Annotated in this window: 12 protein-coding genes and 1 pseudogene; 3 read left to right on the forward strand and 10 right to left on the reverse strand. The window is 70.6% G+C overall.

Annotation, left to right across the window (positions count from 1 at the left end; all coding sequences use genetic code 11):
• Window positions 1-544: 544 nt before the first annotated feature.
• Both GWK61_RS58270 and GWK61_RS55875 read right to left on the reverse strand, forming a co-directional pair.
• The gene (locus GWK61_RS58270) at window positions 545-805 is read right to left on the reverse strand and encodes a hypothetical protein (RefSeq protein WP_323747370.1); all 261 of its coding nucleotides are present in this window, start codon (window positions 803-805) and stop codon (window positions 545-547) included.
• Window positions 802-1,401, reverse strand: coding sequence for an ROK family protein (locus GWK61_RS55875; protein WP_194904148.1), 600 nt, complete (start codon window positions 1,399-1,401; stop codon window positions 802-804). The genes GWK61_RS58270 and GWK61_RS55875 overlap by 4 nt, the downstream gene beginning before the upstream one ends.
• Window positions 1,402-1,577: 176 nt before the next feature.
• Between GWK61_RS55875 and GWK61_RS01680 the strand changes: the two genes are divergently transcribed.
• Window positions 1,578-1,943, forward strand: a complete 366-nt coding sequence (locus GWK61_RS01680; protein WP_194904150.1) for a DUF488 domain-containing protein — start codon at window positions 1,578-1,580, stop codon at window positions 1,941-1,943.
• Window positions 1,944-1,955: 12 nt separating this feature from the next.
• Here GWK61_RS01680 and GWK61_RS01685 read toward each other — a convergent pair whose 3' ends face one another.
• The 5 genes and pseudogenes from GWK61_RS01685 to GWK61_RS55880 all read right to left on the reverse strand — a co-directional run bounded on the left by GWK61_RS01685 (window position 1,956) and on the right by GWK61_RS55880 (window position 6,963).
• Window positions 1,956-3,200: an NAD(P)/FAD-dependent oxidoreductase gene (locus tag GWK61_RS01685; RefSeq protein ID WP_194904153.1), complete on the reverse strand. Its 1,245-nt coding sequence runs from the start codon at window positions 3,198-3,200 to the stop codon at window positions 1,956-1,958.
• 4 nt (window positions 3,201-3,204) lie between these two features.
• On the reverse strand, window positions 3,205-4,326 hold the full coding sequence (tal, locus tag GWK61_RS01690; protein ID WP_194904155.1) for a transaldolase: 1,122 nt from the start codon (window positions 4,324-4,326) through the stop codon (window positions 3,205-3,207).
• A gap of 166 nt (window positions 4,327-4,492) precedes the next feature.
• A complete protein-coding gene (locus GWK61_RS01695) occupies window positions 4,493-5,188 on the reverse strand; it encodes a uracil-DNA glycosylase (RefSeq protein ID WP_369125541.1) in 696 nt (231 codons plus the stop codon).
• Window positions 5,189-5,313: 125 nt separating this feature from the next.
• Window positions 5,314-5,910 (reverse strand): GTP cyclohydrolase I FolE, encoded by a 597-nt coding sequence (gene folE / locus GWK61_RS01700; protein ID WP_369125542.1) that lies wholly within the window; start codon window positions 5,908-5,910, stop codon window positions 5,314-5,316.
• Between the two features lie 99 nt (window positions 5,911-6,009).
• Window positions 6,010-6,963 (reverse strand): annotated as a pseudogene (locus tag GWK61_RS55880) (DUF2231 domain-containing protein).
• A gap of 126 nt (window positions 6,964-7,089) precedes the next feature.
• Here GWK61_RS55880 and GWK61_RS01715 point away from each other — a divergent pair.
• Window positions 7,090-7,872: a helix-turn-helix transcriptional regulator gene (locus tag GWK61_RS01715; RefSeq protein ID WP_194904159.1), complete on the forward strand. Its 783-nt coding sequence runs from the start codon at window positions 7,090-7,092 to the stop codon at window positions 7,870-7,872.
• A 187-nt stretch (window positions 7,873-8,059) separates the two neighbouring features.
• Here GWK61_RS01715 and GWK61_RS01720 read toward each other — a convergent pair whose 3' ends face one another.
• The gene (locus GWK61_RS01720) at window positions 8,060-8,566 is read right to left on the reverse strand and encodes a MarR family winged helix-turn-helix transcriptional regulator (RefSeq protein WP_228561581.1); all 507 of its coding nucleotides are present in this window, start codon (window positions 8,564-8,566) and stop codon (window positions 8,060-8,062) included.
• A 427-nt stretch (window positions 8,567-8,993) separates the two neighbouring features.
• Here GWK61_RS01720 and GWK61_RS01725 point away from each other — a divergent pair, with 427 nt between their 5' ends.
• On the forward strand, window positions 8,994-10,961 hold the full coding sequence (locus GWK61_RS01725; RefSeq protein WP_194904161.1) for an aconitate hydratase: 1,968 nt from the start codon (window positions 8,994-8,996) through the stop codon (window positions 10,959-10,961).
• 41 nt (window positions 10,962-11,002) lie between these two features.
• Here GWK61_RS01725 and GWK61_RS01730 read toward each other — a convergent pair whose 3' ends face one another.
• A complete protein-coding gene (locus tag GWK61_RS01730; protein WP_194904163.1) occupies window positions 11,003-11,881 on the reverse strand; it encodes a universal stress protein in 879 nt (292 codons plus the stop codon).
• Window positions 11,882-11,887: 6 nt separating this feature from the next.
• The gene (gene aceE / locus GWK61_RS01735; RefSeq protein WP_194904165.1) at window positions 11,888-14,662 is read right to left on the reverse strand and encodes a pyruvate dehydrogenase (acetyl-transferring), homodimeric type; all 2,775 of its coding nucleotides are present in this window, start codon (window positions 14,660-14,662) and stop codon (window positions 11,888-11,890) included.
• Window positions 14,663-15,209: the final 547 nt, after the last annotated feature.

The raw sequence follows: 15,209 nt of genomic DNA on the forward strand, positions 1-15,209 counted from the left end.
CAGGCTCCGCCTCGGTTGCCGCAGGTGCGCGACGGGGGCATGGCCGTGGCGCGTGGCTGTCGCCGATGGTGGGTGGACCGTTCGATGGCCTAGACGACACCAAGTCGCTGGCTGGGGTGCTTCGAGCGTGTCTCATCATCGGCAGTCGCGATCGAATCGTGGTGGCTCCCGTTCCTGGTCTGTCCGGAACATCCCAGAGCGCTGTCTCAGGCACTTGATGGGACCTTGCCGGACCAGGCAGCACGCCAACTATGGGTCCGCGCCTTCGGCGTCATCGCGGACCAGCCATAGTTGGCGCTGCCAATGTGCGAACGGCCATCGCATCGTGGACGAACCCGGTGGCCTCCAGCCCGGCGCAGAAGTCGTTCTCGACCGCCGGCCTGACGACCCGGTTTCGTAGGTCTTCCGCGGTCCGTTGGGACACCACCACCTCCCACCCGGTAGCCGCCACCACCCTTCCAACGAGGCGCTTCGCGCCGCTCCTCCAGGATCCTGGCCGCCGTCGCTGCCGGGCAGTACCCCAGGAAGCGGCCGTCGGCGACGATCACGGTGTGCGGGAGGTCGGCGCGCAGGGCGGTGACCACCGCCAGGTCGGGTTCGGGGCCGGGCGGGCTGGCGGGGTGTGGCCGGACAAGGTCGTGCCGATCAGGTCGGCCCCGTCTGCCGCCGTCCGGACCCCTTCGGCCAGGGTCGACAGATCGGCCACGACCAGGCCGCCGCCGACCGAGTGGACGGCATCGATCATCGCGTGGAACGGCTTGCCGTCGGGTCGCGGCCGGTCAGTGGCGTCGCCGCGGCGCCCTATGCCCTCGCGGCCGGCACTGCGAACGCCTGGTTGGCCGCCGGGGTGATGAAGACGCCTTCGGTGTCGACCTTTTTCAGGCCGGTGACGGGGACGTCGACCGCCACGGCATCTGCCTGGACGTCCGCGAGGCCTCCGCAGCGGATCGCGAGGGCGCCGCCGGCCTGCACCGCGCGGGCCATGCGCACTTGCGTGGCGGTGTCGCGCAGCGGATCTCCATCGCCGGCCTGGCAAGACACGGTGAGCTTGCCCTCGGTGCGCAGTACGTCGGCGAACGGCCCGAGGAAGTCCGGGCCGAACTGGGCCATGCCGCCACCGACGACCGTGTGGGCGTCGACTGCGGTCAGCAGTCCGGCGATCGCGCGGCCGAGCAGGCGTGCGGCGTCGGTCACGGCAGCGCCCGTGAGGCTGTCGCCGTCCCGCATGCGGCGCGCCACGTCGCGCAGCCGCACCCGGTCGTCGCCGGTGGCCGCGGCGTACGCGGCTTCGATCGCCAGGCCGGACGCGACGGCCTCCACATGGTCGGTGCGGCCGCAACTGCACTGGATCAGGCCCGGCACCGGTTGCAGCGGGTGGGCGAACTCGCCAGTGGAGGACACGGCTGGACCCCGCCGGTGCGACACTGAGTCTGCGGTAGTCACACCGGCGATGGATCGGTCGGCGGTCCCGGGGCGCCTCTCCCTGCTGCAGGCGACCCGAGCGGTCGTGTCGACGTCGCGTTCCGGGCGCCGGTAGCGCAGTGTGGAATGTGGCGACCACGAGTGATGGAGGACCGATGACCACAGGCGGGAGCACGGTGCAGGTACGTCGGGTGTACGACGTGCCGGCGGACAGCGACGGCACGCGGGTGCTGGTCGACCGGATCTGGCCGCGCGGAATGACCAAGGCCAAGGCGGCACTGGACGAGTGGTGCAAGCCGGTCGCGCCGTCGACGGATCTGCGCCAGTGGTACCGCCACGATCCGCAGCGCTTCGAGGAGTTCGGCCGCCGCTACCGCGGTGAGCTGGAGGAACCCGAACGGGCCGAGGCCCTGGCGCACCTGCGTGAACTCGCGCGGGGTGGGACGCTGACGCTGCTCACCGCCACCAAGCACCCTGAGATCAGCGAGGCGGCCGTCTTGGCCCGCCTGCTTGAAGACTGATCCGCGAGGCACTCAGAGGTCGAGGAGTGCGTCGAGCGGCACGCCGAGGTCGGCGAGGCGATGCGGGTCGACCGGGCGGCCGGAGCGGACGAGTGCCTGGATCGCGTCGTTGACGTCCCAGATGTTGACATTCATGCCGGCGAGTACCCGGCCGCCGGAGAGCCAGAACGCGATGAACTCGCGGCCGCCCGCCGCGCCGCGGAAGACGACCTGGTCGTAGCCGCCGGGTTCGACATACCCTGAGTACTCCATGCCGAGGTCGTACTGGTCGGTGAAGAAGTACGGCACCTTGTCGTACACTGCGTCCTGGCCGAGCATCGCCTTGGCGGCGGTCTGCGACTGGTTCAGGGCGTTGGCCCAGTGCTCGACCCGGATGTGTCGGCCCAGCAGAGGGTGGAACGCGTTGGCGATGTCGCCCGCGGCGTAGATGTCCGGGTCGGACGTCCGCAGGTGCTCATCGGTACGCACGCCGTTGTCGACGTCCAGGCCCGCGTGAGCGGCGAGCGCGGTGTTGGGTGTGATGCCGATGCCGACGATCACCACGTCCGCGTCCACGCGGGTGCCGTCGGCGAGCCGGACGCCGTCGGCATGGCCGCCGCTCCCGGTGATCTCGGCGACCTGAACGCCGAAGCGCATGTCGACGCCGTGGCCGCGGTGCAAGTCAGCGAACACCTGGGCCACCTCGCGCCCGAGGACCCGCAGCAGCGGAAGCTCGGCGCTCTCCAGCACGGTCACCTGAACACCGGCGGCACGCGCGGCCGCGGCGGTCTCCAGGCCGATCCAGCCGGCCCCGATGACGGCGACCCGGGATGCGGAGGCGAAGGCCGCCTTGATCCGTTCGCAGTCCCGGAGCCGGCGCAGGTACAGCACCCCGTCGAGGTCGGCGCCCGGGGCCGGGAGCAGTCGCGGGGCCGAGCCGGTGGCCAGCAGCAGCTTGGCGTAGCCGACGCGGCTGCCGTCCGCCAGCCGCAGGTGACGGCCGCCGGGATCGATCGCCGTGACTTGCGTGCCGAGGCGCAAGTCGACGTCGTGCTCGTCGTACCACCGGGCGGGGTGGACGTAGACGCTGTCCTGTTCGGCGGTGCCCAGGAGGTAGCCCTTGGACAGCGGCGGCCGCTCGTAGGGCCGCTCGCTCTCCTCCCCGATGAGGACGAGCGGGCCGTCGAAGCCCTCTTCGCGCAGGGTCTGCGCGGCTCTCGCGCCGGCTAGACCGGCGCCGGCGATCACGTATGCGTCGGTGATGTCGTGTCCTGGCATGTTCTCAGCTCCTTGTTCCGGGCGCGCGCCTGGCCTGCAGGGTGTCGGCGAGTTGCGAGGCCAGCTGGTCCCAGCTGGCCTCGAACTTCGCGACGCCGTCGTCCTCGAGGCTCTGCACGACGTCCTCGAAGTCCACGCCGGCCGCTTGCAGACCGTCCAGGACCTGTTGGGCGTGGTCGTAGTGGCCGCGCACCGAGTCGCCGGGCACCCGGCCGTGGTCGGCCACCGCGTGCAGCGTGGCCTCGGGCATGGTGTTCACCACGCCCGGCGCCACCAGCTCGGTCACGTAGCGGGTGTCGGGGTAGGCGGGGTCCTTGACCGAGGTCGACGCCCACAGCGGCCGCTGCGGCTTGGCGCCGGCATCCCGCAGGGCGCTCCAGCGCTGGGAGGAGAACACTCGTTCGTAGTGCTGGTAGGCCAGGCGGGCGTTGGCGATCGCCGCCTGGCCGCGCCAGCCCGCCGCCTGCACGCTGCCGATCTTGTCCAGCCGGGCGTCGACGTCGGTGTCGACCCGAGAGACGAAGAACGAGGCCACCGACCCGATCACCGACAGATCCCGGCCCGCGTCGCGGGCGCCTTCCATCCCGGTGAGGAAGGCGTCCATGACTTCGTCGTACCGCGCAAGCGAGAAAATCAGCGTGACGTTGATGCTGATTCCTTCGGCCAGACCGGTGGCGATCGCTTCCAGGCCGGCCCGCGAGGCCGGGATCTTGATGAAGAGGTTGGGCCGGTCCACCAGCCACCACAGCGCCCTCACCTCGGCGATCGTCGCGGCGGTGTCGTGGGCCAGCCGGGGGTCCACCTCGATGGAGACGCGCCCGTCGACGCCATCGCTGGCCTCGAATGCCGGGCGCAGCACGTCGCAGGCCCAGCGCACATCGAACGCGGTCAGCGTTCGCAGCGCCTCGTCGACCGCAACGCCGCGGGCCGCCAGATCGCCGATCTGCGCGTCGTAGGCTTGGCCGCCGGTGATCGCCTTGGCGAAGATCGTCGGGTTGGTTGTCACTCCCACCACGTGGTCGTGCGCGACCAGTTCGGCCAGGCTGCCGGACACCAGACGCTCCCGGCTCAGGTCGTCCAGCCAGATCGACACCCCCGCGTCGCGAAGTGCAGTCAACGGGTCCATGGCGTTTCCGTTCCTTTCGCCTGCGGCGGCCGGTGGCCGTCGAGACCTGCGGTACAGGAATCATCTGTGTTCCTGTCCGTTCTCGCCCGGCGCAGTCCCGCGCCGGGCGGGCGTGCCGCTGCGCCGGCCGGGTCGTGTCCGGCGGGGCGGGGACGTCGGTGGGGTGTCAGAGGCCGGCGGCCTGGGCGGCGGTGGCGAGCACCTCGCGCAGCATGGCCGGGGTGAGCCGTCCGGTGGACACGTTGCGCTGGCTGACGTGGTAGCAGCCGAACAAGGTCACACCGGTCGCCTCGCCGGCGGCGCCCGGCAGGACGGTCCGTGCGCCGTGGCCGAAGACCGGCCGGGGTCGGGGCACGGTCCAGCCGGCGCCCTGCATTGCCGGCAGGGCGGCCTGCCAGCCGAACCCGCCGAGGGCGACGATGGACCGCACGGTGGGCCGTAGCAGGCGCAGTTCCTGTTGCAGCCACGGACTGCAGGTGTCGCGCTCCTGGGGTGTGGGCAGGTTGCCCGGCGGGGCGCAGTGAACCGGTGCGGTGACTCTGACCCCGAGAAGCCGCAGCCCGTCGCCGAGGCCGGTCGCGGCGGGCCGGGAGGCCAGTCCCAGCTCGTGCAGGGCCGCGAACAGGACATCGCCGGAGCGGTCGCCGGTGAACATCCGGCCCGTCCGGTTGGCACCGTGTGCGGCCGGCGCCAACCCGGTGATCACCAGTGCGGCGTCCGAAGGTCCGAAGCCCGGCACCGGGCGTCCCCAGTAGGCCTGGTCGGCGAACGCGGCGCGCTTTACGGCGGCGGTGGCCTCCCGCCACCGCACCAGGCGGGGACACGCCCCGCATCGTGTGACCTGCTCGTCCAAGTCCTCCAGCGTGCGGCAGTCGACGGCCGTGCGGGCCGGCCACGTGGCATGCCGGGGCGAACTCGCCGGCGGGTCCTGGTACACGGGGTCCTCCTTCACGTGGTCGGGCAGACCGGTCCACCGGCCGGTGGTCGTCACCGGCTGACGCCGGTCAGGGTGAGGAACTCGGCTCGGGAGCGCGGGTCGTGGCGCAGCAGTCCCAGCAGGGTCGAGGTGACGGTGGAGGAGCCGGTGGCCTGGACGCCGCGAAGGGTCATGCAGGTGTGTTCGGCCACGATGACGACGCCGACGCCCTTGCAGGCCAGTTGGACCTGCAGCCAGTCGGCGATCTGCTTGGTGAGCCGTTCCTGGGTTTGAGGACGGCGGGCGAAGTGCTCGACCACGCGGGCGAGTTTGGACAGTCCGAGGATGCGTTGCCCGGGAAGGTAACCGACGTGGGCGGTCCCGACAAAGGGCAGCAGGTGGTGTTCGCAGATCGACCGGACCGGTATTGAGCGGGCCAACACGAGTTCGTCGTAGCCCTCGTCGTTGGGGAACGTCGTCAGGTCGAAGTCGCGGGGCCTGAACAGTTCGGCGTAGGCACGGGCCATCCGGCCGGGAGTACCCTGCATGGTCTCGCTGTCCGTGGACACGCCCAGGGCCTTGAGGAAATGGCGTACGGCGTCCTCGGCGGCGCCGAGGTCGACGCCGGCGGTGTCGTGCGCCACGTGCAGGGTGGCAGGAGCGTCCACCGGCCCGGTCACGTCCGGCGCAGACGTCAGTGTGAGGAGTTGATCGGTCATCTCAGTTGCCTCCTGTGTTCAGCGCGTTGAGCAGGACCAGCACGAGGGTCACCACAGCGAGCACCCCATGTCCCAAGACGACGGCGACCGGGAAGTGGCGCTCTGCCGGGACGGCCTCGACGGGAGTCCCCGCGGCGGAGCCGTCGGGGCTGCGGCGACCACGGACCGCGCCTGGTAGACGGGGATCCAGCGGGCCGGCATGGGAAACCCCAGCAGGGCGACCGGCAGCAGAAGACCGAACGCGAACGCTGTCCAGGCCACGGTGGTCCGGTCAGTGGCCGGGTAGGCGGTCCAGGCCGCCAGGTCGACGACGGCGAGCGCGAAGTAGCCGAAGATCACCGGGGTGGGCATTCGGCTCGCGCCGCTGGGCTGCGGTCTGAGACCGCCGCCGAGGATCCGGGTGCCATGCACGGGGGGCTCCAGCAGTGGAGTGTGGGTGGGTGGGGTGTGGGGACGGCGGGCGACGGCCTTGCGGCCGGCGTTGCCGACGAGATCGAAGCGGTGCGCCTGGATGGCCTCGTCAGCGACGCGTACTCCGTAGCGGTAGGCGAGCTTGCCGTCGAGAACTCCCGAGACGGCGAGCACGGCCATGTTCACCGCCGAAAGTGCCAGCCTTCCCGCCCCGACGTTGCCGACCGGCCCGGAGCCGGCACGGCGCCACAGGAAGCCGACCGCGTCGGCGGCGGTGACCAGCAGATTCAGGGTCATGTGCATACGCCCGACTCAGTAGGCTCGGGTCCCCGGAGGGATCGCGAGAACGTCCAGGAACCCGACGGTGGCCGCCGCCGGCGCGCCGACGACGCCCAGGCCGATCAGCCGCATGGAGCCGCGGGCGAGGATCGCGGGGTTTCCAGCGAACCGCAACGGGGTGTCGAAGACGAGGCTGGCCGCCCACGCCCGGATCGGCACGGTGACCGGCATCGGGTGGAACGAGTGCCCGTACGGCCCGGCGAGCAGGGCGCTCACCGGTTGTTCCGCCTGGAGGTGCGGCTCGCTGGTCATGACGTGATCTTCCTGATTGATTTCACTAACAATTGTTGGTCTTATTGGGGGTGAGTGTCAAGCTGGCTGGGGTTGGCCAGGAGGCGGCATGGTTATGGATATGCAGATAAGCGTTATCATGGGACCATGGTCCGTGATCCGACCCCGTTCCAGGCAGGTGCCGATGCCGGCGTGCAGGCTGTCGCGGCGCTCGCGGACGCGCAGCGCCGCCGGCTGTTCGGCTTCGTGCGAAGCGCCCGGCGCCCGGTCACCCGCGAGGAGGCCGCCGCCGACGCCGGGATCTCCCCGAAGCTGGCCGCGTTCCACCTCGACAAACTTGTCGCGGCCGACCTGTTGACCGCCCGCTACGACAACCCCGGCGGCGTCCGCAAAGTCGGCCGCAAGCCGAAGGTGTACGAGCCGTCCGACACCGACATCCAGGTCAGCATCCCCGAGCGCCGGCCCGACGTGATCGCCGAGATCCTCATCGACGCGGTCCTGACCGAACAGCCGGGGGAAGGGGCGCGTGCCGCCGCGCTGCGCGCGGCGCGTGGACACGGACAGGCGACGGGGGCGGCCGAGCGTGCTCGCACCCGTCCCGGGCGCCTCGGCCCGGAACGCTCACTCAGCGCCGGCGAGGCGGTGCTCGAGCGTTGGGGTTTCGAACCGGACCGTCAGGCCCCGACCAGGCTACGACTGCTCAACTGCCCGTTCCACCACCTGGCCGCTCGCTCGCCCGAACTGGTGTGCGGGATCAACCACGCCTTCGTCTGCGGCGTTCTGGACGGCCTGGAGACGACGGGCCTCGACGCGATGCTGGCACCGCGCCCCGGCCAATGCTGTGTGGAGCTGCGCGAGACGCCCGTCGACGGCGCCGAGGCCGTCGAACCACCTGACGGCGACAGATGCGCACGTGACCACGACGGCTGATTCGCCGACGGTTGCGGGCTTGTCGAAACCGCGCGCAGTCGCCGGCTGTACCCGGGCGTGACGTCGTCGGAAACAGCGTCGAGGGGCGCTGCGTCGGCCGTGAGCCGACTGGGCGTCCGGCACGCTCGGCGGCCCGCTGAACATGCGGCGCTTCGTTGCGCGTCCAGCGTGTCTGCGCCATCCGCGCTCACGCGGTCTGACTCTCACCGCCTCCGGTCACGTTGCCGGCGTTCCCGCCACCGGCGGAGGGCGGCTCGGTGCCGCCGCCTGATGTGAAGTCCCAGATCGGGACGGCCAACGCCGTTCCCATACGCTGCAGCTCGTCACGATGCAGCTCGCTGAGGCGGGTCAGCGCTTGTTCCCCGTCCTCGGTCAGCTGCACCCGCACCCCGCGGGCATCCGCAGGATCCGGTAGGCGCTCCACCAGGCTCTGCTTGTGCGCCCGATCGACCAGCTCGACTACGCTGTGGTGGCGCAGCTGGAGGCGGTCTGCCAGCTCCCGCATCGACGCCCACTCGCGGCCCGGAAACCCCTTGAGCGCCAGCATCAGCTGGTAGTGCTGCGGGGTGATGCCCTGAGCGCGCACCGCCTCCTCGCTGAACCGCAGGTAGCGCCGGATGTTGAACCGGAAACGGGCCAGCTCCTCGAAATCCCGCTTCGTCAGGTGTTCTGCTCCCATGCGGTCGTCCTCCATCGCCACGGCTCCATGACACCACGCCCGGTGGCGTCGCGATCTCTCTCCCCTCCGAGTATATCGTGATACGATATACATCGGTGTCGGCTGCCGCAGCCGACGCGGCGGGGCACCGTCTGAGGGGCTGTGTCATGCTCACCGCTCGCGACTGCGCAACCCCGCGCGGGATCCGGCACCGTCTCTCGACCGAGGACACGCGTCTCATCCGGCCGGCCCGGGCCACCGGCGACGCCGGCCGAACGCTCGCGGGTTGCGGGCGCGCACCACGCCGCGGAGGTCGCGGCGGTGCTCCCGCGGGAGCATTCCCGCCCTATCACGCCCCGGCGAGCTGAACCCCGGGGTGGGTAGCCCCGGTCGCCGGCGGGTCCACGACCGCCCCCTCCGCCGGTGACCGGGATACCATCCGTATAGGGCCAGGAGGCACACCATGGGACAGAATGTCGCCCATAAGCTCATCGCCGCGCATCTCGCCGGGGGCGAGATGACCCCGGGGGCTGAGATCGCGCTTCGCATCGATCAGACCCTCACCCAGGACGCGACCGGCACCCTGGTGATGCTCGAGCTGGAAGCGCTCGGCCTGGACCGGGCCCGCACCGAGGTGTCGGTGCAGTACGTGGACCACAACCTGCTGCAGACCGACAGCCGGAACGCCGAAGACCACGAGTTCCTGCGCTCGGCCTGTCAGCGATTCGGACTGTGGTACTCCAAACCCGGTAACGGCGTCTCCCACCCGACGCACATGCAGCGGTTCGGCCGCCCCGGCGCGACGCTCGCCGGGTCGGACAGCCACACCCCGGCCGCCGGATCCCTCGGCATGCTGGCGATCGGGCTCGGCGGCATCGAGGTGGCGATGGCGATCGCCGGCGAGCCGATCCACCTGCGGATGCCCCAGATCTGGGGCATCCGGCTGACCGGCGTACTGCCCGCCTGGGTCAGTGCCAAGGACGTCATCCTGGAGATGCTGCGCAGGCACGGCGTCAAAGGCGGTGTGAACCGGATCATCGAGTACCACGGCCCCGGGCTGGCCGCGCTCAGCGCGATGGACCGGCACGTGATCGCCAACATGGGTGCCGAACTGGGTGCCACCAGCACCGTCTTCCCCGCTGACGAGCAGGTGCGGGCGTTCCTGCGGTCCGAGCAGCGTGAGGACGACTTCCGGGAGATCGTCGCCGACCCGGACGCCGGCTACGACGTCACCGACGAGATCGACCTGTCCATGCTGGAGCCGTTGATCGCCCTGCCGAGCTCGCCGGGCAACGTCGTCACGGTCCGCGAGGTCGCCGGCCGCGACGTGGAGCAGGTGGTGATCGGTTCCTCGGCGAACCCCGGGCTGCGTGACTTCGCCGTGGCCGCCGCCATCGTGGCCGGCCGGCAGACCCACCCCCGGGTGTCCTTCGACGTCAACCCGACGTCGAGGCAGATCCTGCAGGACCTCACCAAGATGGGCTCGACGTTCGCGCTCATCGCCGCCGGCGCGCGGCTGCACCAGTCCGGCTGCATGGGCTGCATCGGCATGGGGCAGGCGCCGGCGAACGGCCGCAACAGCCTGCGCACCGTCCCGCGCAACTTCCCCGGACGCTCCGGAACCCGCGAGGACTCCGTCTACCTGTGCTCGCCGGAGACCGCCGCGGCTGCCGCCCTCACCGGACTGATCACCGACCCTCGAGAGCTGCCGGATCTGCTCGGCATCGCTTACCCGAAGGTCGAGCTGCCAGAGCGGTCCAGCGTGAACACCGCCATGCTCGAACCGCCGCCGCCGGAAACCACTCGCCGCGCCGACCTGGTCAAGGGCGGTAACATCGCCTCGCTGCCGGACTTCCCGCCGCTGCCCGACCGCATCCAGGCACCGGTCGCGCTCAAAGTCGGCCATGACGTGTCCACCGACGAAATCCTTCCCGCCGGTGCCCGGGTCCTGCCATACCGCAGCAACATCCCGAAGCTGGCCGAGTTCGCCTTCACCCAGATCGACGAGAGCTATCCCGGCCGGGCGCTGGCCACCAGGGATTCCGGCGGGCACATCGTGGTCGCGGGCACCAACTACGGACAGGGCTCTTCCCGGGAGCATGCCGCCATCGCACCCCGTTATCTGGGCCTGCGCCTGGTCCTCGCGGTTTCCTTCGCCCGTATCCACTGGCAGAACCTGGCCAACTTCGGGGTGCTCGCGCTGGAGTTCAGCGACCCTGCGGACTATCAGCGGATCGCGCAGGACGACATCCTCGACGTGGACGACCTGCGACAAGCGATCGCCTCCGACACCGCGATCACCATCCACAACATGACGCGGGACGAGGACTACCTCACCCGGCACGGACTGTCCGACAGGCAGGTGGCCATGGTGCTGGCCGGCGGGATGATCCCCTGGCTGCGCCGGCGAACACCGACGCCGACCGCCTGAGCCCGCGATCGGCGAGGCTGCGGCGGCAACTCGACGGCCGGTTACGACGTACGGGACCGAACCACGGCGACCGGGCAGCAGGCACGTCGCAGCACGGCCCGGCTCACCGATCCCAGCAGCGCCGCCCGCACGCTGCCCCGGCCTCGGGACCCGACCACGACCAAAGCCGCGCCGGCGGACTCGGCGACCAGTACGTCCTGGGCGGGACCTTGGACCAGTCGCAGGTCGACGCGCACTTTCCGGTGCTGGAGGTGGGACTGGGCGACCACGGCCTGGAACGTCCGCCACGCGGCGGCTTCGGCGCCGGACTGGGCCTCGCGCGACGCAGAGAGACCGGCGACTACCTGCGGACTCCAGGCGTGGACCGCGGTGACGTCCACGCCACGCTGGACGGCGGCACGCACCGCGAACTCGATGGCGCGTCCGGACGATGGCGTGCCATCGACGCCGACCACCACGCGGGCGGGCGAGCCGCCCGGCGCCAGGGGGCGCATCGGGTGGACCACAACGACCGGGCAGTCGGCATGCATGGCGACCCGGGCGCCGAGCGAGCCCGCTACCATGCCACGGGCCCCGCCCAGCGCCCGTCCGCCGATGACCAGAAGCTCCGCGTCACGGCACTGGGCCAGCATCGCAGGTGCTCGTGTGCCCTCGACCAGGCGGGTGCTCACCTCGATATCGGACGCTACGCACCGTGCTCGAGCCGCCGCGTGCTCGACCAGCGCGGCCGCCACCGCAGCGCTGGCGTCGTCGTACGGCAGCGGCACTTCGCTGACCATGGCCCATGAGGACATGGTCGAGTACGCGTGCAGGACGCATAGTGGAAGCCGGCAGGCTGCGGCCTCCGCGGCGGCCCAGTCCAGGGCGTCGCGGCCCGAATCGGAGGCGTCCACCCCGACGACGATCGGACGCCGGTACATGACGTGTCACCGGCTTCCGTTGACCGGGCTCGTGTCGAGCGTTGCCGTGGCTGCCTCGGCTTGGTCGTCGCCGCCGTCGAGCCGGTACTTCTCGGCAGCGCGGGCCGCCGCGGTCCGATGCGACTCACCGCGGTCGGCCAGTTCACGCAGCACCCGCACCACGATCGACGGAGCGTCGACCCCGAAGTGCCGCCGCAGTGCCGGGCGGGTGTCGGACAGGCCGAACCCGTCGGTGCCCAGCGAGCACCACGGACCTGGCACGAACGGGGCGATCTGGTCCGGTACGGCCCGCATCCAGTCCGACACGGCCACCACCGGCCCCGGCGCTTCCCGCAGCCGCTCGGTGACGAACGGGACCCGGCGGGGTTCGGCAGGATGTGCGAAGGACCACGCCTGCGCGGCGAGGGCGTCGCGGCGCAGCCGCGTCCAGGACGTGACCGACCACACGTCGGCGCTGACGCCCCAGTCCCGCTGCAGCAGACGCTGCGCCTGGAGTGCCCACGGCACCGCGATGCCGGAGGCCAGGATCTGCGCCTGCGGCCCGTAGCCGGCTTCGGCCGGAGAAATGCGATGCATCCCTGCCAGGATCCCCTCGACGTCGACGTCGTCGGGCTCGGCCGGCTGCACGATCGGCTCGTTGTAGACAGTGAGGTAGTAGAAGACGTTTTGGTCCTCGCCCGGGTGCGGTTCGCCGTACATCCGCCGCAGGCCGTCCCGGACGATGTGCCCGAGTTCGTACCCGTACGCCGCGTCGTAGGCGACGCAGGCCGGGTTCGTCGAGGCCAGCAACAGAGAGTGGCCGTCCTCGTGCTGCAGTCCCTCGCCGTTGAGGGTGGTCCGTCCGGCGGTCGCGCCGATCAGGAACCCACGGGTCATCTGGTCCGCCGCGGCCCACAGCCCGTCCCCGGTGCGTTGGAAGCCGAACATCGAGTAGAAGATATAGACCGGGATCATTGGCTCGCCGTGCGTGGCGTACGACGTTCCCGCTGCCGTCCACGACGCCACCGAGCCGGCCTCGGTGATGCCCTCGTGCAGCAGCACCCCGGTGGTCGACTCCTGATAGCTCAGCATCTGCTCCCGGTCGACCGACAGGTAGTTCTGTCCCTGCGGAGAGTAGATCTTCTTGGACGGGAACAACGCGTCCAGGCCGAAGGTGCGCGCCTCGTCCGGGATGATCGGCACGAACCGGTCGCCGATCCCGGGATCCTTCATCAGATCCTTGAGCAGCCGGACGAACGCCATCGTCGTGGCCACCTCCTGGCGTCCCGATCCGCGCCGGGCGACCGCGTACGCGGACTCGTCGGGCAGACTCACAGCCTTGGCCCGTACCGTGCGGAACGGGGCGTACCCGCCCAGTGCGCGGCGGCGGTCGTGCAGGTAGTCCAGCTCCGAGGGATCACGGGGCAGGTAGTAGGGCGGCAGCTTCTCCTCCAAGGCCGAGTCGGGGATATCCAGGCAGAGCCGGTCGCGGAACCCCTTCAGATCCTCCACGGTCAGCTTCTTCATCTGGTGGGTCGAGTTGCGGCCCTCGAAGTGCGGGCCGAGCCCCCAGCCCTTGACGGTCTGGGCGAGGATCACCGTGGGCGCGCCGGTGTGCTCGACGGCGGCCCGGTAGGCGGCGTAGAGCTTGCGGTCGTCGTGCCCGCCGCGCCTGAGGCCCCGCACCTGCTCGTCGGACAGATCTACGACCATGGCGGCCGTGCGCGGATCGCGTCCGAAGAAGTGCTCACGCACGAATGCGCCGGACTCGGCCGCGTAGGTCTGGAAGTCCCCGTCGGTGGTGGTGTTCATCAGGTTCAGCAGCGCGCCGTCGGAGTCGGCGGCCAACAACGGATCCCACTGCCGGCCCCAGATCACCTTGATGACGTTCCAGCCGGCACCCCGGAAGAACGACTCCAACTCCTGGATGATCTTCCCGTTGCCGCGCACCGGGCCGTCGAGCCGCTGCAGGTTGCAGTTGACGACGAAGGTCAGGTTGTCCAGTCCCTCCCGGGCCGCGACGCCGATCGCGCCGAGGGACTCCGTCTCGTCCATCTCGCCGTCCCCGAGGAACGCCCATACCCGCTGACCGCTGGTGTCGCGGATCCCGCGCGCGTGCAGGTAGCGGTTGAAACGGGCCTGGTAGATCGCGTTCAGCGGCCCGAGGCCCATGGACACGGTCGGGAACTCCCAAAACGCCGGCATGAGTCGCGGGTGGGGATAGGCGGGCAGTCCGCCCCCGAGGCCGCGGTGGGACACCTCCTGGCGGAACCCGTCCAGCTGATCCTCCGTCAACCGCCCTTCTAGGAACGCCCGCGCGTAGATGCCGGGCGAGGCGTGCCCCTGGAAGAAGATCTGGTCGCCGCCGCCGACGGCGTCACGGCCGTGGAAGAAGTGGTTGAAACCGACCTCGTACAACGAGGCCGCCGAGGCGTAGGTGGATATGTGCCCGCCGACTCCGACCCCGGGCCGCTGCGCGCGATGAACCATGATCGCCGCGTTCCAGCGAATGGCGGCCCGGATACGCCGCTCAAGGTGCTCGTTACCGGGGAAGGGCGGCTCGGTCTCCGGCGGGATGGTGTTGATGTAGTCGGTGCTGTTCAGGTCCGCGATGCCTACCTGCCGCTCACGCGCCCTCTGCAACAGACTCAGCAGCAGATACCGCGCCCGCCCCGCGCCCTCGACGTCGACCGCCCCGTCCAAGGACTCCAACCACTCCGAAGTCTCGACCGGGTCCAGATCCAGAAGTTGGCTGGCGAGCCGGGCACCGGCCACCGGACGATCATGCGTTCCTGACGACATAGCGTGCTCCCTGTGCTGGTGCCACGCTGCTCTCGCCATCGAGCCGCGGATCGGACTGCGGCCCACGGGCTCCGGCGCGATCAGGTGCGTCCCGGCCGAGCCGGGCCGAGCAACACGTGGCGACTTCGACTCCGACCTCTGTCTGGGTCGCGGTGCGCGACCGGTCGATGATCCGCATTCCAAGGACTTGGTCGCACATATATCGTATCACGATATACTTTCGATTCGCCGATCCGGCGCGGGGCCGGCGCGACGCGTCAAGAGCTCACGGGTGCGCTTCAGGGTGGTCGTGGGCGGCGGAGCCGCCGTACGCATGCCGTACCGCGCAGCGGGACCGTGAGCCGGCCGAGGTGCATCTCGGTGACCTGATCGCCTCGGCGAGCTCAAAGCACGCGATCGATGCCGTGGCCGTCCTGCTGGCCGCTCACAAGCCACCGGGTGTGGTGAGATGAGGGACCTGTTTCACGGCCCGCGTGCTTGCGGCGCCAATGCCGCTTGTCCGCGCTGCTGTGGTGCTTCACGCGACGTGCTGTGCTTCAACCGGTCT

The organism is Catenulispora rubra (assembly GCF_015356825.1).
Taxonomy (GTDB): domain Bacteria; phylum Actinomycetota; class Actinomycetes; order Streptomycetales; family Catenulisporaceae; genus Catenulispora; species Catenulispora rubra.